This window comes from Allopusillimonas soli, from assembly GCF_004153445.1.
GTDB classification, from domain to species: domain Bacteria; phylum Pseudomonadota; class Gammaproteobacteria; order Burkholderiales; family Burkholderiaceae_B; genus Allopusillimonas; species Allopusillimonas soli.
The window spans coordinates 14408-37277 of record NZ_SDQC01000003.1; the positions used below are offsets into that span (position 1 = coordinate 14408).

At 60.5% G+C, this 22870-nt stretch carries 24 protein-coding genes; 12 read left to right on the top strand and 12 right to left on the bottom strand.

The window, feature by feature from the left end; all coding sequences use genetic code 11:
- Positions 1-50: 50 nt before the first annotated feature.
- The 9 genes from ERD78_RS09875 (at position 51) to ERD78_RS09915 (ending at position 8182) form a co-directional block, all read left to right on the top strand.
- Positions 51-1784, top strand: a complete 1734-nt coding sequence (locus tag ERD78_RS09875; protein WP_129969153.1) for a proline--tRNA ligase — start codon at positions 51-53, stop codon at positions 1782-1784.
- Between the two features lie 47 nt (positions 1785-1831).
- Positions 1832-2257 carry a tol-pal system-associated acyl-CoA thioesterase gene (ybgC, locus tag ERD78_RS09880; RefSeq protein WP_245152418.1) on the top strand — a complete coding sequence of 142 codons (426 nt, stop codon included), beginning with the start codon at positions 1832-1834 and terminating at the stop codon, positions 2255-2257.
- A 2-nt stretch (positions 2258-2259) separates the two neighbouring features.
- The gene (tolQ, locus tag ERD78_RS09885; protein WP_129969154.1) at positions 2260-2934 is read left to right on the top strand and encodes a protein TolQ; all 675 of its coding nucleotides are present in this window, start codon (positions 2260-2262) and stop codon (positions 2932-2934) included.
- Positions 2934-3461: an ExbD/TolR family protein gene (locus ERD78_RS09890; RefSeq protein WP_129969670.1), complete on the top strand. Its 528-nt coding sequence runs from the start codon at positions 2934-2936 to the stop codon at positions 3459-3461. Before tolQ ends, ERD78_RS09890 begins: the two co-directional genes overlap by 1 nt.
- A gap of 4 nt (positions 3462-3465) precedes the next feature.
- Positions 3466-4719 carry a cell envelope integrity protein TolA gene (tolA, locus tag ERD78_RS09895; protein WP_129969155.1) on the top strand — a complete coding sequence of 418 codons (1254 nt, stop codon included), beginning with the start codon at positions 3466-3468 and terminating at the stop codon, positions 4717-4719.
- Positions 4720-4806: 87 nt separating this feature from the next.
- Positions 4807-6048, top strand: a complete 1242-nt coding sequence (gene tolB / locus ERD78_RS09900) for a Tol-Pal system beta propeller repeat protein TolB (protein WP_245152457.1) — start codon at positions 4807-4809, stop codon at positions 6046-6048.
- 32 nt (positions 6049-6080) lie between these two features.
- On the top strand, positions 6081-6587 hold the full coding sequence (gene pal / locus ERD78_RS09905) for a peptidoglycan-associated lipoprotein Pal (RefSeq protein WP_129969157.1): 507 nt from the start codon (positions 6081-6083) through the stop codon (positions 6585-6587).
- Positions 6588-6659: 72 nt separating this feature from the next.
- Positions 6660-7349, top strand: a complete 690-nt coding sequence (gene ybgF, locus ERD78_RS09910; RefSeq protein ID WP_129969158.1) for a tol-pal system protein YbgF — start codon at positions 6660-6662, stop codon at positions 7347-7349.
- Complete coding sequence (locus ERD78_RS09915; RefSeq protein WP_129969159.1) at positions 7349-8182, top strand: alpha/beta fold hydrolase; 834 nt, start codon at positions 7349-7351, stop codon at positions 8180-8182. Before ybgF ends, ERD78_RS09915 begins: the two co-directional genes overlap by 1 nt.
- 61 nt (positions 8183-8243) lie before the next feature.
- Here ERD78_RS09915 and ERD78_RS09920 read toward each other — a convergent pair whose 3' ends face one another.
- Positions 8244-8816, bottom strand: coding sequence for a copper chaperone PCu(A)C (locus tag ERD78_RS09920; RefSeq protein ID WP_167668903.1), 573 nt, complete (start codon positions 8814-8816; stop codon positions 8244-8246).
- A 77-nt stretch (positions 8817-8893) separates the two neighbouring features.
- On the opposite strand from ERD78_RS09920, the gene ERD78_RS09925 reads away from it, so the two are divergent.
- Both ERD78_RS09925 and ERD78_RS09930 read left to right on the top strand, forming a co-directional pair.
- Positions 8894-9334 carry a PaaI family thioesterase gene (locus tag ERD78_RS09925; protein WP_129969161.1) on the top strand — a complete coding sequence of 147 codons (441 nt, stop codon included), beginning with the start codon at positions 8894-8896 and terminating at the stop codon, positions 9332-9334.
- A gap of 115 nt (positions 9335-9449) precedes the next feature.
- Positions 9450-10445 (top strand): aldo/keto reductase, encoded by a 996-nt coding sequence (locus tag ERD78_RS09930; protein WP_129969162.1) that lies wholly within the window; start codon positions 9450-9452, stop codon positions 10443-10445.
- A 51-nt stretch (positions 10446-10496) separates the two neighbouring features.
- Here ERD78_RS09930 and ERD78_RS09935 read toward each other — a convergent pair whose 3' ends face one another.
- From ERD78_RS09935 to ahpC, 11 genes are all read right to left on the bottom strand, one after another.
- Positions 10497-11606: a BMP family ABC transporter substrate-binding protein gene (locus tag ERD78_RS09935; RefSeq protein WP_129969163.1), complete on the bottom strand. Its 1110-nt coding sequence runs from the start codon at positions 11604-11606 to the stop codon at positions 10497-10499.
- Positions 11607-11616: 10 nt separating this feature from the next.
- Positions 11617-12534, bottom strand: coding sequence for an ABC transporter permease (locus ERD78_RS09940; RefSeq protein WP_129969164.1), 918 nt, complete (start codon positions 12532-12534; stop codon positions 11617-11619).
- A complete protein-coding gene (locus ERD78_RS09945) occupies positions 12534-13595 on the bottom strand; it encodes an ABC transporter permease (protein ID WP_129969165.1) in 1062 nt (353 codons plus the stop codon). Before ERD78_RS09945 ends, ERD78_RS09940 begins: the two co-directional genes overlap by 1 nt.
- Positions 13582-15165 carry an ABC transporter ATP-binding protein gene (locus ERD78_RS09950; protein ID WP_129969166.1) on the bottom strand — a complete coding sequence of 528 codons (1584 nt, stop codon included), beginning with the start codon at positions 15163-15165 and terminating at the stop codon, positions 13582-13584. Before ERD78_RS09950 ends, ERD78_RS09945 begins: the two co-directional genes overlap by 14 nt.
- A gap of 76 nt (positions 15166-15241) precedes the next feature.
- The gene (locus ERD78_RS09955; RefSeq protein WP_129969167.1) at positions 15242-15433 is read right to left on the bottom strand and encodes a YqaE/Pmp3 family membrane protein; all 192 of its coding nucleotides are present in this window, start codon (positions 15431-15433) and stop codon (positions 15242-15244) included.
- 49 nt (positions 15434-15482) lie between these two features.
- A complete protein-coding gene (locus ERD78_RS09960) occupies positions 15483-17597 on the bottom strand; it encodes an AsmA family protein (RefSeq protein WP_129969168.1) in 2115 nt (704 codons plus the stop codon).
- 144 nt (positions 17598-17741) lie between these two features.
- On the bottom strand, positions 17742-18152 hold the full coding sequence (locus tag ERD78_RS09965; RefSeq protein WP_180029208.1) for a MarR family winged helix-turn-helix transcriptional regulator: 411 nt from the start codon (positions 18150-18152) through the stop codon (positions 17742-17744).
- A 120-nt stretch (positions 18153-18272) separates the two neighbouring features.
- The gene (locus tag ERD78_RS09970; protein ID WP_129969169.1) at positions 18273-18650 is read right to left on the bottom strand and encodes a DMT family transporter; all 378 of its coding nucleotides are present in this window, start codon (positions 18648-18650) and stop codon (positions 18273-18275) included.
- Positions 18651-18707: 57 nt separating this feature from the next.
- A complete protein-coding gene (locus ERD78_RS09975; RefSeq protein WP_129969170.1) occupies positions 18708-19028 on the bottom strand; it encodes a DMT family transporter in 321 nt (106 codons plus the stop codon).
- Between the two features lie 311 nt (positions 19029-19339).
- A complete protein-coding gene (gene ahpF, locus ERD78_RS09980; RefSeq protein ID WP_129969171.1) occupies positions 19340-20941 on the bottom strand; it encodes an alkyl hydroperoxide reductase subunit F in 1602 nt (533 codons plus the stop codon).
- A 79-nt stretch (positions 20942-21020) separates the two neighbouring features.
- Complete coding sequence (gene ahpC, locus ERD78_RS09985) at positions 21021-21584, bottom strand: alkyl hydroperoxide reductase subunit C (RefSeq protein ID WP_129969172.1); 564 nt, start codon at positions 21582-21584, stop codon at positions 21021-21023.
- A gap of 425 nt (positions 21585-22009) precedes the next feature.
- Here ahpC and ERD78_RS09990 point away from each other — a divergent pair, with 425 nt between their 5' ends.
- The gene (locus ERD78_RS09990; RefSeq protein ID WP_245152419.1) at positions 22010-22858 is read left to right on the top strand and encodes a DMT family transporter; all 849 of its coding nucleotides are present in this window, start codon (positions 22010-22012) and stop codon (positions 22856-22858) included.
- Positions 22859-22870: the final 12 nt, after the last annotated feature.

A 22870-nucleotide genomic window follows, 5' to 3' on the forward strand; every position in this document is an offset into this window, starting at 1 on the left:
GAATTCAATACAATTACCACTGATTATACGTATCTGCAGAGATCCTCACCATGCAAGCAAGCAAGTATCACATCAATACCCTAAAAGAAGCGCCTGCCGAGGCCGAAGTCATCAGCCACCAGCTCATGACGCGCGCCGGCATGATCCGCAAGGCGGCTGGCGGCATATATACCTATATGCCGCTTGGGCTGAGGGTTCTGCACAAGATTGAACGCATAGTCCGGGAGGAAATGGACCGGGCCGACGCCATAGAGCTGCTCATGCCCATGGTTCAGCCCGCTGAGCTCTGGTACGAATCGGGGCGCTGGGAGCAATATGGGCCTGAACTGCTGCGCCTGAAGGACAGACACCAGCGCGATTTCATTCTCCAGCCCACCTCCGAGGAACTGATCACGGATATTGCTCGCAATGAAATTCACAGCTGGCGCCAACTGCCCTTGAACTTCTACCATATTCAGACCAAGTTCCGCGACGAGCGGCGGCCCCGCTTCGGCCTGATGCGCGGCCGGGAGTTCACCATGAAGGACGCCTATTCCTTCGACAGGGATGAAGCGTCCGCACAGGGCAGCTACGATGCCATGTACGACGCCTATATGCGTATTTTCTCCCGGATTGGCCTCGAGTTCCGCGCTGTGGCCGCCGATACGGGATCCATTGGCGGCACGCGCAGCCATGAATTTCAGGTCATTGCCGATACCGGCGAGGATCTGATCGTCTATAACCCCGAATCGCAGTACGCCGCCAATATGGAACTGGCCGAAGCCCCCTGCCTGCTGGCCGAGCGCGCAACGCCACGGGAAGACATGGTCAAGGCGTCCACCCCCGGCGCAGCCAAGTGCGAGCTGGTCGCTCGGCAATTGGACAGGCCGCTAACCGATACGGTCAAGTCTATCGTTCTTGCCACGGAAAACGCCGAGACCCGCGAAACCGCAATCTGGCTGCTGCTGCTGCGCGGCGACCATGAGCTCAACGAGATCAAGGCCAGCAAGGTGCCTGGGCTGGAGGCGGGATTCCGCTTTGCCACCGAAACGGAAATCCAGGAGACTTTCGGCTGCGTTCCCGGTTATCTGGGGCCTGTCAATACGACGCGTCCGGTCAAGGTCATTGCCGACCGCACTGTCGCCAACATGAGCGACTTCATATGCGGCGCCAACGCAGCCGACTATCACTATACCGGCATCAACTGGGGACGCGACCTGCCCGAGCCCGATGAAGTGGCGGATCTGCGCAACGTCGTTGCGGGCGACCCCGATCCGGCCGGCGGCACACTGGCCATACAGCGCGGTATCGAAGTCGGGCATGTCTTTTTTCTTGGGGACAAGTACTCCAAGGCCATGAACGCCACCTTCCTGGAAACCGACGGCAAACCGGCCCTGCTGCAGATGGGCTGCTATGGTATCGGCATCAGCCGGATCGCGGCAGCCGCCATCGAGCAGAACCATGACGGGAAAGGCATTATCTGGCCGCGCGCCATCGCGCCTTTCGAGGTGGTCATCTGTCCAATGGGCTGGCATAAAAGTGAAACGGTTCGCAACACGGCCCAGGCGCTGCATGATGCACTGCAGGAGCGTGGCGTGGATGTCATGCTGGACGACCGCGATACGCGCCCCGGCATTATGTTTGCGGATTGGGAACTGATCGGCGTGCCGCTGCGCATCACCGTGGGGGATCGGGGGCTGAAGGACGGCATCGTGGAGGTCCAGGCACGCCGGGAAGCCGAGGCGAGCAGGATAGCGCCCGACGACGCCGTGGCGCAGGTGATGGCCCGGCTCTCCTCTCTATAGCAATACAATCGCTCCGTGCACGGATGTCACACCACTTAACGAAACTCATGTCGCCTGACACAATCGGGATGCCTGACCACCTGAATATTCGCGTATATTACGAGGATACCGATACAGGCGGCGTCGTCTACTATGCCAACTATCTGAAGTTCTTTGAACGTGCCAGAACAGAATGGCTACGCCGCCTGGGTGTGAACCAATCCGAACTTGCCGCCAGGGAACAGCTTATATTTGTTGTCAAGGACGTTGAATTACACTATCGCAAGCCGGCAAGGCTCGATGATCTGCTTGTCGTACACAGCGCCATCGCGCGCCTTGGCCCTGCCTCGATTCGTTTCCGGCAGAGTGTCATGCGCGGCGGGGAACTGCTGTGCGAGGGCGTCATCCAAGTATGTTGCGTGCGCGCCCAAGACCATCGTCCCGCGGCGTTTACCCGTGAACTCAGATCCATACTGGAAAAGGCCAAGAACTGACCATGCAAGCCACCAGCGACATCTCGTTGCTTTCATTACTGACCAACGCCAGCATTCCCGTCCAGTTTGTCATGCTGGTGCTGCTCGGCATCTCAATACTGTCCTGGACCTATATTTTCAGCAAGCACTCGGCGCTGAAACGCGCTAACGAGCAGACGCGCAGGTTCGAGGACGATTTCTGGGCGGGCGGCGACCTGTCCGTCCTCCAGCAGGCGGTTACGTCGCGACGCGCCGAACATGGTGCGCTGGCCCGTATCTTCGACGCCGGCATGACGGAATTCATCAAGGCGCGGCGCAACCAGGCCAGCAAGGACACGCTGACAGACGCACCCCGCCGCGCCATGCGCGCCGCCTACCAACGCGAAATGGACGGCCTGGAATCGCACCTGAACTTTCTCGCGTCGGCCGGTTCGGTCAGCCCCTACATCGGGCTGCTTGGCACAGTATGGGGCATCATGCATGCGTTCATCGGCCTGTCCTCCATGCAACAGGCCACGCTGGCGGCCGTTGCGCCCGGCATCGCAGAGGCGCTCATCGCCACGGCCATCGGTCTCTTTGCAGCCATCCCCGCAGTGATCGCCTACAACCGCTACACCAATGAAATTGATCGCCTGGCCACCCGCTTCGACAGCTTTGTCGATGAATTCCTGAACATTCTCCAGCGTCAGGTGCAATGATGGCATCGGTACGCGGAGGGCGGCGCGGACGCGGGCGCCGCCTGAACAACGAAATCAACGTCGTCCCGTACATTGACGTCATGCTGGTGCTGCTGGTCATCTTCATGGTGACGGCGCCCATGATCACGCCTGGCCTGATCGAACTCCCCACCGTGGGACAGGCATCCAAGATCGAAGTGCAGCCGGTGGAGGTTCAACTGGACAGAGATGGCGCCATCTCTGTGCGCGTCCGCGAGGCGGGCGCCGAATTCCAACCCGTGGACAGCGCCAATCTCGTGGCTGAGCTGCAGTCAATGACCACACCCGAAACGCCCGTGGTCATTGCGGCGGACGGCCGTGTTCCCTACGAAACCGTCATGAAAGTCATGGACGAGTTGCGCGGCAGCGGCATCACCCGCCTAGGCTTGCTGGTGGACCAGAATCCGGAAGCGGCCAGCGAGGCCGGCACCCAGGATGCGGCAGGCAACGCAGGCGCAGCATCAAGCCAGACTGCGCCGCAGGCCGGCAAGCCCGCTGGACAGCGTTAAGGCGATGAATCTGAAGCGCACACGCAGGCAGCACCTCACCCCGGAGCAGCGCGACGAACGCCGCTCTCTTGGTTATGCGGTAGGCATACATGCCGCCCTTCTCATTTTCATGCTGATCGGGTTCGTGTCCTCACCCAAGACACCCAATCCCGTGCAAGTGGAGCTCTGGGCGCGCGGCACGACGCCCACCTCCGCCGAACCTGAAACACAACCCGAAACACAGCCGGCGCCTGAACAGGCTCAGCCTGAAGAGCCCACGCCGGAACCGGAACCGGAGCCTCAACCGCAACCCGAGCCTGAACCCGAAGTGCAGCCTGAGCCCGAACCCGCGCCGCCGCCCGCACCACCGGCGCCGCCCGAGGCCGCCGAGCCGGCTCCCGAGCCTGAAGTCGACCCTGACATCGCGCTGGAAAAGGCACGCGAAGAGCGCGAGAAAAAAGAAGAGGAAGAACGCAAGGCGCTTGCCGCAGAAAGGGCTGCGGAGCAGAAAGCCAAAGAAGAGGCTGAGAAAAAAGCTGAACAGGAGCGCCTGGCTGCAGAGCAAAAGGCGCGCGAAGAGGCCGAGCTGAAGGCGAAGCAGGAAGCCGAACGCAAGGCCAGGGAAGACGCTGAGAAAAAAGCCAAGGAAGAAGCCGAGAAGAAGGCTGCTGCCGAAAAGAAGGCCAAGGAAGAGGCTGAGAAAAAGGCCGCCGCCGAGAAGAAGGCCAAGGAAGAAGCCGAGAAAAAGGCTGCTGCCGAGAAGAAGGCCAAGGAAGAAGCTGAGAAAAAGGCTGCCGCCGAAAAGAAGGCCAAGGAAGAAGCCGCGCGCAAGGCCGCCGCAGAGAAAAAAGCCAAGGAAGAAGCCGCACGCAAAGCCGCTGCCGAAAAAGCCGCCGCGGAGAAACGCGAAGCGCTGCGTCGAGCCATGCGCAGCGACGCGCTGGGGGCCGCCGGCATACCCACTGGCAACGCAGACCGCAACCAAGCGGGCGGTGGCGGCGGGGATGGCGGTTATGCCGCCAAGGTCCGCGCATGTGTGCGGCCCAATGTCATCTATAACGTACCGCCGCGCCGTGGATCGTCCAACCCGACTGTAAAATACAGGGTACGACTGGCATCGGATGGTACTGTCACGAGCGTGGACATGCGCAGGTCTTCCGGCAACTCTCGCTTCGATGATGCGGTGTTGAAGGGGCTGCGGGCTTGTTCGCCCTTCCCCAAACCATCATCGGGCAAGTATCCTTCGGAGATCGAGGGCGACTACCGCATGTACGATTAACAGGAGATACCCGTTATGGCAGCTGTCATTTCATTTAATCGCGCAACAGTCAGGCAGGGCTGGCGGGCGCTGGCTTGCGGTCTGGTCATGGCTGCGGCGGGCTTGCTTGCCACACGGCCCGTCCAGGCCCAGTTACGCGTGGACATATCGGGCGTGGGGGCGACGCAGTATCCCATCGCCATTGCCGACTTCACCGGCGACCCTCACGGGCAAGCGGTGGGTGAAGTCATCCGCGCCGACCTGACGAGATCCGGGCAGTTCAAGCTCATCAACGCAACCGGAGCCAACCTGGATGTCAACAGCTCCATCGCCTACGACGATTGGCGCAACCGCGGAGCCGACTACCTGGCCTATGGCTCTATTTCCCAGACCGGCGGACAATTCAAGGTGGACTACCGCCTCGTGGACTCCGTGCGCCGTACACAACTCGATGGCGTGGCGTTTGCAGGCAACGAAAAAGAGCTCCGCCGCATTTCTCACCAGATTGCCGACCGCATCTATGAGAAAATCACGGGTGTGCGTGGTGTGTTTTCCACACGGATAGCGTACGTGTTGCAGCGAGGCAACACCTATGAGTTACAAATTGCTGATGCCGACGGCCAGAATCCCCAAGTCATGCTGCGTTCGCAGCAATCCATCATTTCTCCCGCCTGGTCGCCAGACGGGAAACGCCTGGCCTACGTCAGTTTCGAGCTTGGCAAACCCGTCGTCTATGTCCAGACCCTGGCCACGGGAAACCGGGTGCCATTGGCAAACTTCAAGGGCAACAATAGCGCGCCGGCCTGGGCGCCAAACGGCCAGCAGTTGTCCATCGTGCTCTCTCGCGACGGCATATCGCAAATTTACACAATCAATGCCGACGGCTCCAATCTGCGCCGTGTCATGCGCTCCCCTCTCATCGACACTGAACCCGTCTACACGCCCGACGGCGGATCGCTGGTATTTACCAGTGATCGTGGCGGAAATCCGCAGATATACCAGGTTCCCGTCGGCGGCGGCAACGCGCAACGCCTTACTTTCAGCGGCAGTTACAATATCTCACCCGCAGTCTCGCCTGACGGTAACAAGCTGGTGTACGTTACACAAAGAGATGGAGCTTTCCGAATTGCAATGCAGGACATGGGGGCTGGCAACGAACAATTGCTTACCGCCGGACCCGATGACGAGTCACCCAGCTTTGCACCCAACGGAATGCAGGTTCTCTATAGTTCGGTACAAGGAGGCCGCAGTGTACTGGCCGTGACATCGATAGATGGGCGGGTTCGTCAAACGCTTTCCGCCCTGAATGGCAAGGTCCGTGAACCGACATGGGGACCCTTCATCAATTGATTTTTCGTGTGACTCTTTCAAAAGGAACCAAAATGAGCTCGCGCATCGCAAAATGTCTTACCATCGCAGCCTTTGCAGCATCCCTTGCTGCCTGCAGCTCGGTACCACTGGACGAATCCGCGAACGGCTCGGGTACGGGCATGGGTAGTGGATCGGGTGCATCGACCGGACAGGTCATGGATCCGTTCAATCCCCAGAGCCCGCTGGCCCAACAGCGTTCTGTCTACTTCGAGTTTGACAGCTACACAGTGCCCGAGCAGTACCGCAGCATGGTAGAGATGCATTCCTCCTACCTGTCCAGCCATCCGCAACAAAAGGTCCGTGTCGAAGGCAACGCCGACGAGCGGGGCGGCGCGGAATACAACCTGGCGCTCGGCCAGCGCCGTTCGGAGGCCGTCGCCCGCATGATGAGCCTGCTGGGCGTCAACAGCGACCAGGTTGAGGCTGTCAGCTTCGGCGAGGAGCGTCCGCGCGCCACCGGCCACACTGAAGCCGATTATGCCGAAAACCGTCGTGCGGACATCGTCTATCAGCGTTAATATCCATGAGTGGGTAAGCCAGGCCGCGGCGGCGCTCCCGCCGCGGCCTTTTTTAATCTGACGGAACCGATAATGAGCGCCTATTCCCTGCCTTTGCGCACACTTGTGCTGAGCACCGCCTTCTCGCTATCCGCCATGTTCGTGACACCGGCGTTTGCATTTTCCGACGACGAGGCGCGCAGAGCCATCCTCGAGCTGCGTGAACAAGTCAACAAGTTGACTGAGCAAAGCCGACGCGTCCGCTTGCAACAAGCGGACCAGATCGAAATGCTGCAGCAGGAAATGGCAAAGATGCGCGGCCAGCTCGAACAACTGAACTGGCAACAGCAATTGGAGCAGCGCTCCAGCACTGATCAGTCTGGCGGCAATACGCCGCAGGTCGCCGACCCTCAGGAGCAAGCGGCCTTTGAAACGCCTATGGGCCTGTTCCGCGCAGGCAAATACAAGGAAGCCGCAAGCAGCTTCGGCCAATTCCTGCAGGCCTATCCGAACAGCCAGCTTGCCCCCGAGGCCCGCTTCTATCAAGGCAGCAGCCGCTACGCCAGCAAGGATTTCAAGGAATCCATACAAGGCCTGCAGCAAATGGTGCGCGACACGCCCGACGACCCTCGGGCGCCTGACGCCCTGCTGGTCATCGCTGCCAGCCAGATCGAACTGAACGACGTCAAGGGTGCCAAGGCCAGCCTGCAGCGCATCGTCAAGGATTATCCTGACACATCGGCTGCGGAAACCGCAAGAAGCCGGCTGAAGCTGCTGCAATAATGCCGTTTCCCCCCGAGGATCACGTCTGGCCCCAGGAGGGCGGGGGCCAGCACTACGCAGAGTCCGGCCAGGGCGAGATTCTGCTGCTCATCCATGGATCTCTGTGCGATTATCGCTACTGGCGCTGGCAATATCCCGCGCTTGGCGAACGCTATCATGTACTTGCCCCTAGCCTGCGCGGCTACTGGCCGCATGCCCAGGCACATCCAGATCCCGCTTTCAGCATTGCCCGGCATGCTCAGGACATGGTTGCGCTTATCCGGCAGATGGCGCCTGGCGGCAGCGTGCATGTTCTGGGGCACTCCCGCGGCGCGCAGGTGGCGCTGGAGCTTGCCTTCCAGGCTCCCGACCTCGTGCGCAGCCTGGCGCTCGCCGATCCGGGCTTTCGGCTCACCGGTGAAACCCAGCGCGTATCGCTGCATAGCGATGTTGCGGAATGGCTGGAGCGCGGTGAAGTGGAGTCCGCCTTGTCGAATTTTGTTGACGCGGTCAATGGCGCAGGAACATGGCGCCAAATGACATCGTGGTTCAAGTCGATGGCGCGGGACAACGGACCCACCCTGCTGTCGCAGGCCCAGGAAGCCCATCCAGCCGTGAACCCGCAAAGCGTGGCCGCGCTGCCCTGCCCGCTGCTGTTGATCGGGGGAGAACAGAGCCCATCCCGCTACCGCAGCCGCATCGACGCCCTGCAGCAGGCATGTCCGGCCGCCCAACGCGAAACAATACCCATGGCGGCCCACGGCATGAATCTTGCGAACCCGAGAGCCTTCAACAAGACAGTACTTGAATTCCTGTCAAGCGTCCCCGCCATGCGCACGGACGCGCTGATCTGACATTAGGCCGACGAGAGACGGCCACTGTTGCTTGCTGCACGGCATCACGCACGGATACCTGCTACTTCACGCGGGCGTTCGCGGGCCTCACCTCGCACTGGGCGCTGGCCTTCGTGCCGTCATCAAAGAGCAGATCCAGCGTCACTGCATCCCCGACCTTGGGCGCCTGTGTCGCGTCTTCGAGCATGGCATGGTAGCCGCCGGGCTTGAACTCCAGCGAGCCGCCTGCGGGAATGGTGATATCGCCCGCCTCGGACATGCTGCTCATACCGTTCTTTTCGGTTGTCTTGTGCAGCATGACCATGCCGTATGTGGCGGATCTGGCGCCCGTGAGCTTGATGGCCTGTTTGCCATGGTTATGCACCACAAAGTATCCGCCAGAAGGCGCCGGCGCCGGCAGCGCGCGTATCCAGCAGCCGGTTACCTCCACAGTGTCGGAGACCTTGGCGTTCGAATCTTCGGAAGACATGCCATGTTGCATGGATCCGTGCCCCGGCATGGCCTGCATGCCTGCGCCGTCACCATGCGCATGTCCAGCCTGCGCAAGCAGCACCGAGCCTGTGGCACTGAATGCCGCAGGCACAAACAGAAGACTGCCGGCCACAAATAAACCGGCAATGAGCATTTTTCTCATGGAGCGCTCCCAGCAATCCAACAAAATCTTCTCAAGTGTACTATGTCGCATAACGTGTCACTATCGGATTACCCAGCATGACTACCTCCTCGCCCACCGCCCCCGACCCGGCCATTACCGTCGAAGGCTTTCAGGCGCTGCTGCTGTCGCATCATCCGTTTGCCGCGGTGCTTGGTGCAGATATCATGGAGATTGGCCACGGAACCGCAACACTGCGGCTTCCCGAACGCGATACGCATCAACGGCTGGGCGGCATGATTGCTGGCCCCATGCTAATGGGCCTGGCAGACCTTGCCCTGTATGCGGCCGTGGTTGGCGCCACAGGCAATGCTGACGCGGTTACGGCCAGCCTCACCATGAATTTCCTGCGCAAGACGCCGCCTGGCGGCGTGCTGGCCCATGCCCGTATCCTAAAAACCGGCCGGCTTGCCGCCGGCGAAGTCCTACTGACGCCAGCCTCTGGTGGCGACCCCGTAGCCCAGGCAATCAGCACCTGGGCCTTGCCGGCGCGCGGCTGAAACCCGCGGCAGCAAGGCCGGCGCCCGTTCCGGCTCACTCGTCCATACCAGACAGGACGCCGTTTCGTAGGGTATGAATATAAAACAGCTTTGTATGACAGGAAGGAGATAGACCATGCAATACCGCCGTCTGGGCCGCAGTAATCTTCGCGTATCGACCCTGTGTCTCGGCACCATGATGTTCAGCGATCAGACACCTCTGGACGAAGCCCGCAACATGGTGGCTTCGGCGCGCGAGCATGGCATCAATTTCATCGACACCGCCGATGTCTATATGCGCGGCGGGTCGGAGGACATGGTGGGCAGGCTGCTGGCTGATCAGCGAAATGACTGGATCCTGGCCACCAAGCTGGGCAACAGCATGAGCAAGCAGCCCAATCAGAGCCATTACTCCCGCCATTGGATCATGCAGTCGATAAACGACAGCCTGCAGCGCCTGGCCACCGATCATATCGACATTCTGTATCTGCACAGAGATTATCCGGAGGAAAATCTGGAGGAAGCCGTACGCGCCCTTGACGACGTGATCCGGTCGGGAAAAGTGCGCGCATTCGGGCTATCCAATTTTCGCGGCTGGCGCATTGCGGAAATCATGCGCTTGTGCCAGCAGGCCAATGTGCCACAGCCCGTGGTCTGTCAGCCCTACTACAACCTGCTTAACCGTAATCCTGAAGTGGAGATCCTGCCTGCCTGCGGCCACTATGGCCTGGGTGTCGTGCCATACAGCCCTATCGCACGGGGCGTACTTACCGGAAAATACCGCCCAGGCGAAGCGCCAGCGGAGGGTACGCGCGCAGGCCGTGGCGACCGCCGCATGATGCAGACCGAATTCCGGGAAGAATCCTTGCGGATCGCGCAAACACTCCAACATCACTGCGATGGCCGGGGCATCGCGCTGGCGCACTTTGCAACCGCCTGGGTACTGGCCAACCGCCACATAAGCGCCGTGATTGCGGGCCCGCGCACACTGGCGCAGCTTGAGGACTACTATCCCGCGCTTGATGTGGAAATCACATCCGAGGAAGAATCGCTGGTCGACAGCCTGGTTGCCCCGGGGCATCCATCGACCCCGGGCTACAACGATCCAAGCTATCCATTCTATGGGCGATAGCCGAGGAATAGCGCGTTATGGCAGTCTCCTGTTAAACGGAGGCTGCCGGGTTTATTGCGTCGGCAGGCTGCCAGCCACGCCTTGCACGTAGTAATTCATTTTGTTCAGCGCTGCATCGTCCAGCGCGCCGGATGCCAGCAAAGTCTTACCCTTGTTGTCGACCACAGGGGCTGCGAAGGGGTTGAGTTTGCCGGCGATGATTTCCGCCTTCTTCTCCTCAACCAGCTTGCGTACCTCCTCGGGGACGGCGTCGCCGAAGCCCTCTATGGCCGTCATGCCGGTGCCCAAGCCGCCCCAGGTCTGGTCGGATTTCCAGGTGCCGTCAAGCACATCCTGAACTTCCTTGGTGAAATACTTGCCCCAATGATGGGTCACAGCGGCAAGCTGCGCATGGGGGCCGAACTTGCTCATGTCGGAGTGGTAGGCAATGGCGTACTTGCCTTTTTCCTCGGCAGCCTGCACAGTGGCGGTGGAATCTGTGTGATGGGTCACAATGTCCGCGCCCTGGCCCATGAGCGCCAGCGCGGCGTCGCGTTCCTTGCCTGGATCAAACCAGCTGTTAACCCAGATAACATGGACCTGCGCTTTGGGATTGACACTGCGCATGCCGCGCGTGAACGCATTGATGCCCTGCAGGACCTCAGGTATGGGAAAGGCGCCCACGTAGCCGGCGATATTGGTCTTCGTCATCTTGCCTGCCACGATGCCGGCGAGATAGCGAGCCTCATAGAACCGCGCATTGGTGGTGGCCACATTGGGCGCGGTCTTGTAGCCCGTGGAATGCACGAACTTCACGTCGGGAAACTGGCGCGCCACCTTGAGCGTGGGATTCATGAATCCGAAAGACGTAGTAAAAATGAGCTTGTTGCCTTGCTGCGCCAGATCACGGATGACGCGCTCGGCGTCCGCACCCTCAGGCACATCTTCCACGTACTGCGTCACCACCTTGCCCTTCATGGCCTCTTCCATCTGGCGGCGGCCTTCATCCTGCTGCCAGCTCCAACCGGCCTCGCCGACCGGACTGACATAAACAAAACCCACTTTCAACGGAAGCGCCACCCCGCCGGCGGATGTCTCCGCGGCGAAGGCCGCCGCCGAACACGCCAGGGCCGGGGCCAGGGCCGCCCAACACAATGCTTTTCGTAGCCGTTTCGATGACATGATATATACCTCAGGTGTGGGGATTGAAATGCTTGCCGAGTGATGCCGGCATGTTCAGCCTGATCCAGTTTGCGTTTCTGGAGATCAGGACCAGCACCAGTATCGTTGCAAGGTAAGGTAGCATGGAAAGCAGCTGTGACGCGATGGGAACGCCGCGGGCCTGCATGTAGTAAGTGAGTATGGTAATGCCGCCAAACAGATAGGCGCCCGCCAGCACCCGCAGCGGACGCCAGGTTGCGAACGTGGTGAGCGCCAGGGCAATCCACCCGCGCCCTGCCACCATGCCTTCGACCCACATGGGCGTGTAGACCAGCGACATGAATGCTCCGGCCAGGCCACAACAGGCGCCACCGAACAGCAGTGCGGCCAAACGTATGCATCGCACGTTGTAGCCCAGCGCATGCGCGGATGACGGCGATTCGCCTACCGCCCGAAGAATCAGGCCTGCTCGCGTGCGATTCAGGAACCAGGCAATAAGGACACACAGGATGAGCGCCACATAGACCATGGGATGATGCCGAAACAGTGCCTGCCCCAGGAAAGGCAGGTCCTCCAGCACCGGAATGCCGAATTTGCCTGCCTGCAGTGTTTCACCCACATAGGGCAGGCCCAGATAAGCCGAGGCGCCCACGCCGAACAGGGACAGGGCCAGGCCTGTTGCGACCTGGTTTGCGCCCAACCATACAGTCAGCCAGGCAAAGAAAGCGGCCAGTAGCATGCCCGCCACCGCGCCCGCCATGAAACCCAATCCAACGCTGCCGCTGTCCAGGGCGGTGGCGAAACCCGCCACGGCGGCCATGAGCATCATGCCTTCCGAACCGAGATTGATGACGCCGGACTTCTCGTTGACAAGAAGGCCCAGCGCCGCCAACATCAGCGGGGTTCCAGCCACGATGGCGGAAGCGACGAGCGGCGCCAGTGTTTCCATCAGGATCTCCACCGCACACGATTGTGAATGAGCACATCGCACGCCAGCAGCGCAAAAAGCAGAATGCCCTGGAATATGCCTGTTATGGCGCTGGGCATACCAAGGCGACTTTGCGACAATTCGCCGCCGATGTACAGCAGCGCCATCACGAAACTGGAAAATATGACGCCCAGAGGATGCAGGCGCCCAACAAAAGCCACGATGATCGCAGCGAAGCCATAGCCTGGAGAAATCGACGGTGTCAACTGGCCTATGGGCCCCATGATCTCGCAGGCGCCGGCCAGGCCAGCCAGGCCGCCCGACACCAGCATCGCAAGCCACAAGGCACCGCGCGATGAGAAACCCGCATAGCGCGCGGCCAGCGGCGCTATTCCGCCCACTTGCAGCTTGAAACCGGAGAAGCTTCGCATGAGGTATATCCAGCCGCCCAGGGCGGCAAGCAGCGCCAGTACAATGCCCATGTGCAGGCGCGTGCCTTGGATGACGGGCGCCAGCAGCCAGCCTTGGGAGAACAGCTTTGATTGGGGAAAGCCGAAGCCATCCGGGTCGCGCAGCACCCCATGAACGAGATAACTCAGCAAAAGCTCGGCGACGTACACCAGCATCAACGACACCAGTATCTCGTTGGCGTTATAGCGATCACGCAAGAAGGCCGTGATGGCTGCCCAGGCCATGCCGCCCGCAGCGCCGGCCACCATGGCGGCGGCGATGAGCCAGGCGCCGCCGTTCAGCTCGTTGTCCATATGCAGGATAAAGGCACCGGCGGCGATGGCGCCCACCACGAACTGCCCTTCCGCTCCGATATTGAATACGTTGGCGCGAAAACAGAGAGCCAGCCCTACTGCAATCATGAGTAGCGGCGCAACCTTGACGCCCACTTCCGCCCATCCGTTCAATGTGCGCAGCGGCTCCAGAAAGAATATCGACAGGCTCGCGACCGGGTTCTTGCCCACGGCGAGAAACAGCACGAAGCCACAGGCCATGGTGAGCAGCACGGCAAATACCGGCGACAGCCAGCTCATCCAGCGCGAAGGCTGAGCGCGGGGCTCAAGCACAAGCATGGCCGCCCCCTTGCGCAACAGGCGCCGCGCCAGGCCACAGCCCGCTCATCCACAAACCGATCTGATCGCGCGTTGCCTGTGAACGCGGCACAGAAGGTGACAGCCGCCCCTTCGCAATCACGACAATCCGGTCGGAAATCTCGAAGAGTTCGTCGAGTTCTTCTGATATGACCAGCAGTGCGCAGCCCGCATCGCGCAAAGCGACAAGCTCGGCGCGGATGCGCGCAGCCGCCCCCACATCGACGCCCCATGTGGGCTGGGCAACCAGCAATACACGCGGCGACCGCGTGACTTCGCGGCCGATGATGTACTTCTGGAGATTGCCGCCCGAAAGACTGCCCGCAGCCGCCCGCGGCCCAGGGGCGCGCACGCCAAAGCGTTCGATGACGCCCGCCGCAAGGTGTTGCAGGGCGGCGCCTCGTATCATCCCGCCGCGCACGGCCGCAGGCCCCTGATGCGACAACAGCATGTTGTGCGCCAGAGACATCTCGGGCACGGCGCCGCGCCCCAGCCTCTCCTCGGGTACCAGCCCCAAACCGCGGGCACGGCGCCACGCGCTCGAACGCCGCCCGACCGGCCGGCCATCCAGCAACACGGCGTCCGCAGGTGCCCGTGCGTCCTCACCCGAAAGCACGGACAACAGTTCCTGTTGGCCGTTTCCGGAAACACCCGCCACGCCAAGTATTTCACCGGACCGCACGTCGAACGCCATGTCCTTCAGCGCCGTGGCGTAAGGGTGGGCAGGAGGCAAGTCAAGCCCGCGCACCGACAGCCTGACTTCGCCGGGAGGATGATCATGGTGCTGCAGAACCCCGGGGGCATCCCCTATCATCATGCGTGACAAGCTGGCATCGCTCTCGCCCGACGGATCGCATACGCCCACGACTTTTCCGCCCCGCATCACCGTACAGGCACGACACAACCTGCGGATCTCGTCCAGCTTATGACTGATATAAAGAATGCTGCAGCCTTCGCTGGCCAATTGGCGCAAGGTGTCGAACAGGCGGTCGACCGCCTGCGGCGTGAGAACCGATGTGGGCTCGTCAAGGATGAGCAACTGAGGTTTTCCCAGCAAGGCGCGCACGATCTCCACGCGCTGGCGCTCTCCGACCGAAAGCGTATGCACGTGACGCTGCGGCTCGAGGTCGAGCCCGTATTGTGCGGCGATGTCGGCGATGCGCTGCGCCAAGACATCCAGGCGCGTACCGGCAGGCAGGCCCAGCGCAATATTTTCCACGACAGTCAGCGTATCGAACAGCGAGAAATGCTGGAACACCATGCCTATGCCCAGCTCGCGGGCAACTGCAGGGCTGGTGATCGCCGCTTCCCTGCCATTCCAGAACAGACGCCCGGCATCCGGATGCACGACGCCGTAGATAATCTTCATGAGCGTGGACTTGCCTGCACCGTTTTCGCCCAGCACTGCATGGATTTCGCCCGCCTGCACAGTCAGGTCAACGCCATCGTTCGCGACGACGGACGGATAGCGCTTGGTAATGTGCTGCAGGAAAAGGCGAGGGCTCACAGATATGTCGGCGTATTGGTTTTGTTGTCGCGCAGGCGCTGGCATGCATCGCCCGCTGTGCTGGGAAAATTCTAGCCTCAAAGTGGATCGCGGCGAGGCGGGGATTACCCCGAGCCACCTGCTAGCGATCTTGCAGGGCGCGCTCTATTTTCTTGTCGGTCTTGTATTGGCTCAGCGCGTAGACGGCCCATATGGTCGCCGGAAGCCAGCCTATGAGCGTGATCTGCAGGATAAGGCAGATAATGCCGGCGATGGGGCGCCCGATCGTGAAAAAGGTAAGCCAAGGCAGCAACAGGGCAATGATAAGTCGCATGGTGGATACGGATATGTCGGAAAAACCCGCATTCTAACCCGCCCCTGATTCAGGGTTTGGCCTGCGACGAAGGCCAGGACTCGCGTTCCTCCCGTTTTTGCCGCTCGCGGCGTTCCTGCGGCGTCTCGTCACGCTTCGCCTTGCCTTCGCCCGTCTGACGCTTGCCGTCGCTCAGCGAGGTGCAGTGAGTGGCCTCGTCATTGCCCACGTTAAGCAGCGGCAGCAGCGCCGCAAAAGGCGAAGCCAGTACCCCCAGTGCAACGGCCGCCCCGGCCCGCATGGCCAATGGCCCGGGTTCCACGCCAACATCGGGGTTCTTGAACGAGCCCCGCGCGTACAACGGCGAGCGTAGGGTGAAGATTCGCACGGTCTTGTTCTTAGGGCTTATCTTCAAGTCCAGTGTTTCATCCCGCAAGTTGATAGTGCCCGACACATCAACAATGGCGTCGTCGGTTTCCAGGCGGAAAACCCGGGGCGTCATGAGTCCGTTCTTGATGGAAAAGTCGCTGGCCATGCAGTCGAGGATGACCTGCTCATCCCCAAAGAGCTTGAGTAGAACGAGATTGGCCACGTTCAGCCCCGCCGCTTCAAGCAGAAAATGGCTGATGGTGCCGCGGCTGACCAATGCCTGTATATCACCATCCGCGGAGCCCAGCATTCCGGCAATCGAGTTGCCATGTCCTGCAAGATTTGCGTTTCCGTGAAGCTCGCCAAAGCTTGCCTTCATGGACTCAGCGCCCGGGAACAACTGCTTCAGCTTGAGATGGCGCGCCTCGGTCTTGAGCGTGGCCTTTATTTCCTTGCCGCGTCCATCAAGCGATATCTGATTGGACAGCGTGCCGCCCGCCACGCCAAAACTCAGCGGCGTAAAGGACAGAACCTTGTCTTGCAGCATGATCCGCGCGTCGATGTGGTCCAGCGGCAGATCCTTGTCGCGCAGAATCTTCTCGCCGGTGAAATGCACGTTCGCATCCATGACGCTCCAGGCATCCGTGTTGATGACATTATGCGGAAGCACTTTGTCCTTGGGTTGCGTACTTGCCGCCTTCTCGGCTGCGGCTGACTTCACCTCGCTGGTGTCGGCGCCTATGAGAGGCCCGAGGTCCTTGAAACGCAGCAGGCGCGACCGCACCTGCCCCTCAAGCAGCGAACGCGGCTTGCTTCGGGTAAACGTCAACGTCCCTTCCAGGTCGCTCTTGCCCACCTTCCCCGTGAAATCCTCGTAACGCCAGACGTCCTGCTCGCCAGCCAAGCGGGCGGTAAGATGGCCTTTTGTGCTGTAGGGCGGTGTTACCGGAAGCGCCACGCCGATCAGCTCGAGCAAGTCCGACATGCTGTCGCCTGAAAGCTGCATGTTCACATCGAGCGCGGCCAGCGATTGCGGGCGCGTGACGGAACCCTCCAACTCGACCGAAGTTTTGCCGACGGTGGCCTTGCCTTGCACCGGAAAGGGCTTGCCGTCTTCACGCAGGGCCAGAATGGCGCCGGTACGGCCTTCTCCGCTAACATCCACGCCGTTGTAAGTGCCCGATGCCTTCCAGCCGATGCCATAGCTGCCGCCAGGCGAAGCGGCCTGCTCCCCGTCGGGCGGCTGCGCCAGGGATGCCAGTTGCAACTGCAGGTCCAGTCTGGAAGATGCGTCCACTACCTGCGCCTTGACGTTCTTCAACGCGAGGTCCTGGATATCCACCTTCCAGTCGGATGGCTTTTCAGAAGCCGGCTCCGCCCTCTTGAAGGTCCAGTTCGCCTTGCCATCCTTGCCGCGCTCCAGATAGACATCGGCGGTGTCCACCTCCAGGCTCCGGATGCGAACAACATGGCCAAGCAAGGCGATCGGGTCCAGTAGGACTGAGGCATGGGATATCCGGGCCATGCCGCGCTCGCCGGAACGCCACTCTGGGTTGCCAATGAACAGATCGTTGACAATGATGCGCGGCCAGGGAACCCAGCCGCGCCAGCCATCATGCTGCGCCTGCGGACGTAGCCAATCAATATCCAGATCGCCCCTGATCTGCACCTGCCGCCCCGCCATCTCGGTGGCCTGTCGGTTAAGCCAGGGTCGGGCATGGTTCCAGTTGAATGTTGCCAGCAAGGCCGCCGCCAGGCCAAAAACCAAGAGAAGAACCAGAAGAATACTCAGTGTTATTTTCAGGTATCGCGGCATGCTTGCTCCTTCAGGGCCGCCCGCGTGTCCATGACGGGGATCCAAGCCTATTGTATGGGCAACACATGGGCGACACATCGTATGTCACCCACACCGGCTTTTCGCAAGCAAATTGCGGGCCATGCCTCCCGCTGATGGAAATGGTTACCTGGCTTTCAATATGCGCGAGGATAACAGTTTCTCGCCTCCATGCGCCTTGAGCGCCGCCTCCAGCGCCCGTTCATAGTCAGGCTGCGCGCTTTCCAGGTGCTCCCGCCCGCTTTCGGTCAGCACGGTATATACGCCGCGCTTGTCGTCCGGGCATAGATCGCGGATAACAAACCCGGCCCGCTCCAGGCGCTCGACCATTCGCGAAACCGAGCTTTGATTAAGGCGCAGACACGCTGCCAATTCTTGCATACGCAGCTCGGCGTCTTGAGACCTGGCCAGTATTTCCAGCGCCCGATACTCGGACAGGCCGAGCCCATGACTCACCTGCAGCATCTTGCTCAGATCGGCCTCGACATTTGCAATGATTTGTATCACGGTCAGCCATGCATCGCCTCTTCTGGACATTATCAATTCGCACTCCTCTGAACAGCACATGGCTATTTTCTCATATGCATGCCCATGCAAACATATCAGCAAAGGAGCACCTTGCGTGTCTGCGGCACAGTCCGGGCAGGCAGCCGCCAGCTAACGGCTGCCTGCCTGGCGTCGGGTGCTGTCGGCGAGCTTGAGCCAGATGACGCCGGCGATAATGACAGCAAGCCAAAAGGCCTGGATGGGCGTAAGCGGCTGGTCAAGCAGAATACTGCCGAAGACAGCCGCACCCACCGATCCTATGCCGGCCCATACCGCATAGCCGATTCCTACATCTATCTCCCGCAGCGCCACGCTGAGCGCATACAGAGTGAGCAGAAAGAACAAGGCGGCGGATACCGACCAGCCCGGCACCGTGAAAGCCCTGCTGCCTCCAACGCTCAGCGCGTAGCCGATTTCAAATACGCCGGCAAGCAGCAGCATGGTCCATGCGTGCCCTTTGCGCGTGTGTTTTGCACCTGTAGTGGTCATGTCAAACTCCTGTGCTCGAAGATCAGTAATACGATGAATGCGGGAAACGACGGGCATTCAGGCCGCGCCACTCAGCCGCAGGCCGGCAACGCCGCCAATGACCAGCAAAATACCGAGGCCTTTTTGCCAGTTCAGCCGCTGATGAAAGAAGAGGGCACCCACGACGGTGATACCGACCCCCGCGATGGACGTCCATATTGCATATCCCACGCCCACGTCGAAGGTCAGCAGCGCAAGACTGAGGAAGAAGGTTGCGATTGCACCGCTGACGAGGGTGGCAATGGTCCACCAAAGCCGCGTAAATCCCCGCGCGTTACCCGCGGATATGGCGACGACAATTTCGAAGATAACGGCAATGCCAAGGTAAAACCAGTTCATGATGGAGCATCCTTTCCTTGATTGGTCCATGAAGGGCGGCTGGGCTCAACGTGAGTGCCGGAATGGCAGAGACGACAGCGTCGACATCATGCAGGCCGCGTCCTTCTATTTATTTGCATGTGCATGCATATTAATGCTGAAAAACAAATCAGTCAATTAATTTGCATGTACATGCATTAAATTAAGCACAGCATGATGAAACTTGCACTCGCAAGGAGTGCCACCGTGCCCCCATCCAAAAAAAGTGGCACGCGTTATTCGCGTGCCACTTTCCAGGATTACCGGGCGTTCAGAGCAGGATTGCCCGCGGGTCAGGCCGAGACAGCCACTTTGGCCGGCGCATCCAGTTCCTGAGTATCCGACACCGAACTGCGTATCAGGTAATCAAAGGCACCCAATGCCGCCTTGGCGCCGTCACCCGCGGAGATGATGATCTGCTTGTACGGCACCGTCGTGCAGTCGCCTGCGGCGAACACGCCTGCCATGGAGGTCTGGCCTTTTGCATCGATTTCGATCTCGCCGTGCCGGGACAGCGCCAGCGTGCCCTTGAGCCATTCGGTATTGGGCACCAAGCCGATCTGCACAAAAACCCCATCCAGGTCCAGACGCAGCAAGGCATCGGACTTGCGATCTTTATAGGACAGCCCTGTAACCTTGCTGCCGTCGCCATGGATTTCCGTCGTCTGGGCCGATGTGATGATCGTGACATTTTCCAGGCTGAGCAATTTGCGCTGCAGCACAGCATCGGCACGAAGCGCATCGGCAAACTCAATCAGCGTGACGTGCTTCACCAAGCCCGCCAGGTCGATGGCAGCCTCGACGCCGGAGTTGCCGCCACCAATGACGGCAACATCCTTTCCTTTGAACAGCGGACCATCGCAATGCGGGCAATAGGCGACGCCCTTGTTGCGGTATTGCTGTTCGCCGGGCACGTTGACCTCGCGCCAGCGCGCACCTGTGGACAAAATGACACTCTTACCCCTGAGTACGCCGCCGCTGGACAGCACCACCTCGGTGTACCTGCCATTGGCGCGCAGGCTTTCAGCGCTCTGCAGGTTCACGATATCAACGCCGTACTCCTTGACATGCTGCTCGAGCGCCGCGGCAAACTTCGGCCCCTCGGTTTCCGGAATGGAGATGTAGTTCTCGATGGCCATGGTATCCAGTACCTGTCCGCCGAATCGCTCCGCAACCACACCTGTGCGGATGCCCTTGCGGGCGGCGTATACCGCCGCGGCCGCACCGGCAGGTCCGCCGCCGACAATCAGCACGTCGTAGGGCTCTCTCGCACTGAGCTCTTCGGCCTTGCGGCTGGAGACGCCAGTGTCCAGACGCGAAAGAATTTCCTCCACGCCCGAACGCCCTTGCCCAAAGACCTCGCCGTTCAGATACATGGTGGGCACCGACATGATCTGGCGTGCCTCCACTTCGTCTTTGAACAACGCGCCATCGATCGCAGTGTGCCGAATGCGGGGGTTGATGACCGACATGACATTCAGGGCCTGCACCACATCGGGACAGTTCTGGCAGGAAAGCGAGAAGAACGTCTCGAAGTTGTAGTCACCATCGAGATTACGTATCTGTTCTATGACCGCCTCGTCGAGCTTGACGGGGTGGCCGCCCACCTGCAGCAGCGCCAGCACCAGCGAGGTGAACTCGTGGCCCATCGGAATACCTGCAAAACGCACGCCTACATCGGTGCCGCTGCGCTTGATTTCGAATGAAGGCGCACGGACATCGGCATCCCGCTGTTCCGCGAACGTGATCTTGTCCGATGTTTCCTCGATTTCCCGCAGAAGCTCGCGCAGCTCGCCCGATTTGGCGCCATCATCGAGGTTGGCGACCAACTCGATGGGACGCTGCAACATCGCCATATAGGATTTCAATTGAGTCTTGAGGTTATCGTCCAACATAATACGTCCGCCTTCACGAATAAATTATCTGCCGCGTGCCCGCTTTTGGCCGGCACGCGGCCGTTGACACAGGACTGGCTTAGATCTTGCCGACCAGGTCCAGCGAGGGGGTCAGCGTCTTGGCGCCTTCTTCCCACTTGGCGGGGCACACTTCGCCCGGGTGGGCGGCAATGTATTGAGCGGCCCTTACCTTGCGCAGCAGTTCGGATGCATCGCGGCCAATGCCATTGTCATGGATTTCAAGGACCTTGATCTCGCCCTCGGGGTTGACAACAAACGTGCCGCGCAGCGCTACGCCTTCCTCTTCGATGAGGACGCCGAAATTGTTGGCCAGCACATGGGTGGGATCAGCCAGCATGGGGTAGTTGACCTTGCCGATGGCTTCCGATGTGTCATGCCATGCCTTGTGCGAGAAGTGGGTGTCGGTGGACACACTGTAGACTTCCACGCCCAGCTTCTGGAATTCGGCGTAATGCTCGGCCAGGTCTTCCAGCTCGGTGGGGCAAACAAAGGTGAAGTCTGCGGGGTAGAAAACGAACACCGACCACTTGCCAGCAACGGTTTCATCGCTGACATCGACAAACTTGCCGTTATGGTAGGCGGTTGCCTTGAAAGGCTTTATCTTGGTGTTGATAAGGGACATTGCACTTCCTTATGTAAGGGTTGAACAAATCAATCACAAAAACGAGTATAGGAAACCTCTATTGATTTGTAAAATTGATTAATACAATCACTATGATAGCCAACAGCTATGGCGCTGTTGCAATAAAACGAGGCGATGGCCTCGTGGCGCATGGAGCGTGTCCGCCTGCGTGAGCGAACGCTGCGCAGTTGTTATTTTACCCCTGGAGGCACATATGCCAAGGGGCGGGGTTGTAACCGTCCAGGCTCAGCGCTGCCGCCACACAGCAATGGGTGGCAATCGGCTTTATAGTGCAGGACATGATGCGACGCAGCGCCGGAAGCCACACCCCGCACCCCCGGTCGAGCCAGCCAGCAGCGCCCCTCCCGGAGGGGACCCCGCCTGGCCGGCCGACCACGCCGCGCTGGCTGAGCGCGGGACCGGCATTGTTTGTTCTGCTCTGGTCTTTCGGTTTTGTTTTCCTCAAGCTGGGCGTTGCCGACGCGGATCCCCTGACGTTCCTGGCGCTGCGATATGCCTGCGTGGTCGCCATTCTGCTCATTCCTTTCGCATGGCTGCGGCCCCCCTTGCCGCGCGGACGACAGGCTTGGCTGGGAACCGTGGGAACCGGCCTGCTGCTGCAGGCGGGATATTTTTCATTCGCCTACCTCAGCCTCAAGCTAGGCATGTCCGCCGGCGCCTTGGCCTTGATCACCTCCCAGCAACCCATTCTGGTCGGCCTGCTGGCCCCGATGATGGCCGGCGAGCGGGTGGGGACACGGCATTGGGCGGGCCTGACACTGGGCGTAGCGGGCGCGGTGCTCGTCATCACGAGCCAATCCGCCATTGGCCTGGGCTCGGCCTCGGGCATGGCCTGTGCCGCGCTGGCCCTCTTGACGCTGTCCGCCAGTACATTATGGGAGAAGCGCTACGGCGTGACGCTGCATCCAGTATCTGCCAATCTGGTGCAATATGTGGTGGGCCTGGCCGTCACGGCGCCGCTGGCCATGCTACTGGAGCCCATGCACATACATTGGACGCCGGGCTTGCTTGCCTCGTTGGCCTACCTGGTACTGGGTAATTCTCTGGTTGCCATCTCGCTGCTGCTGGCGATGATACGGTACGGTGAAGCGGCTCGCGTGTCCGCCCTGTTTTTCCTGGTGCCTCCGGTCACCGCCCTGCTGGCCTTTCTCATGCTGGGTGAGTCCCTTGCCGCGCACGCCTGGGCAGGCATTGCGCTGGCAGCCGCAGGCATATATCTGGTCATGCGCCCTGGACCGCGCCGGACCAGCTAGGCGAAGCAATCC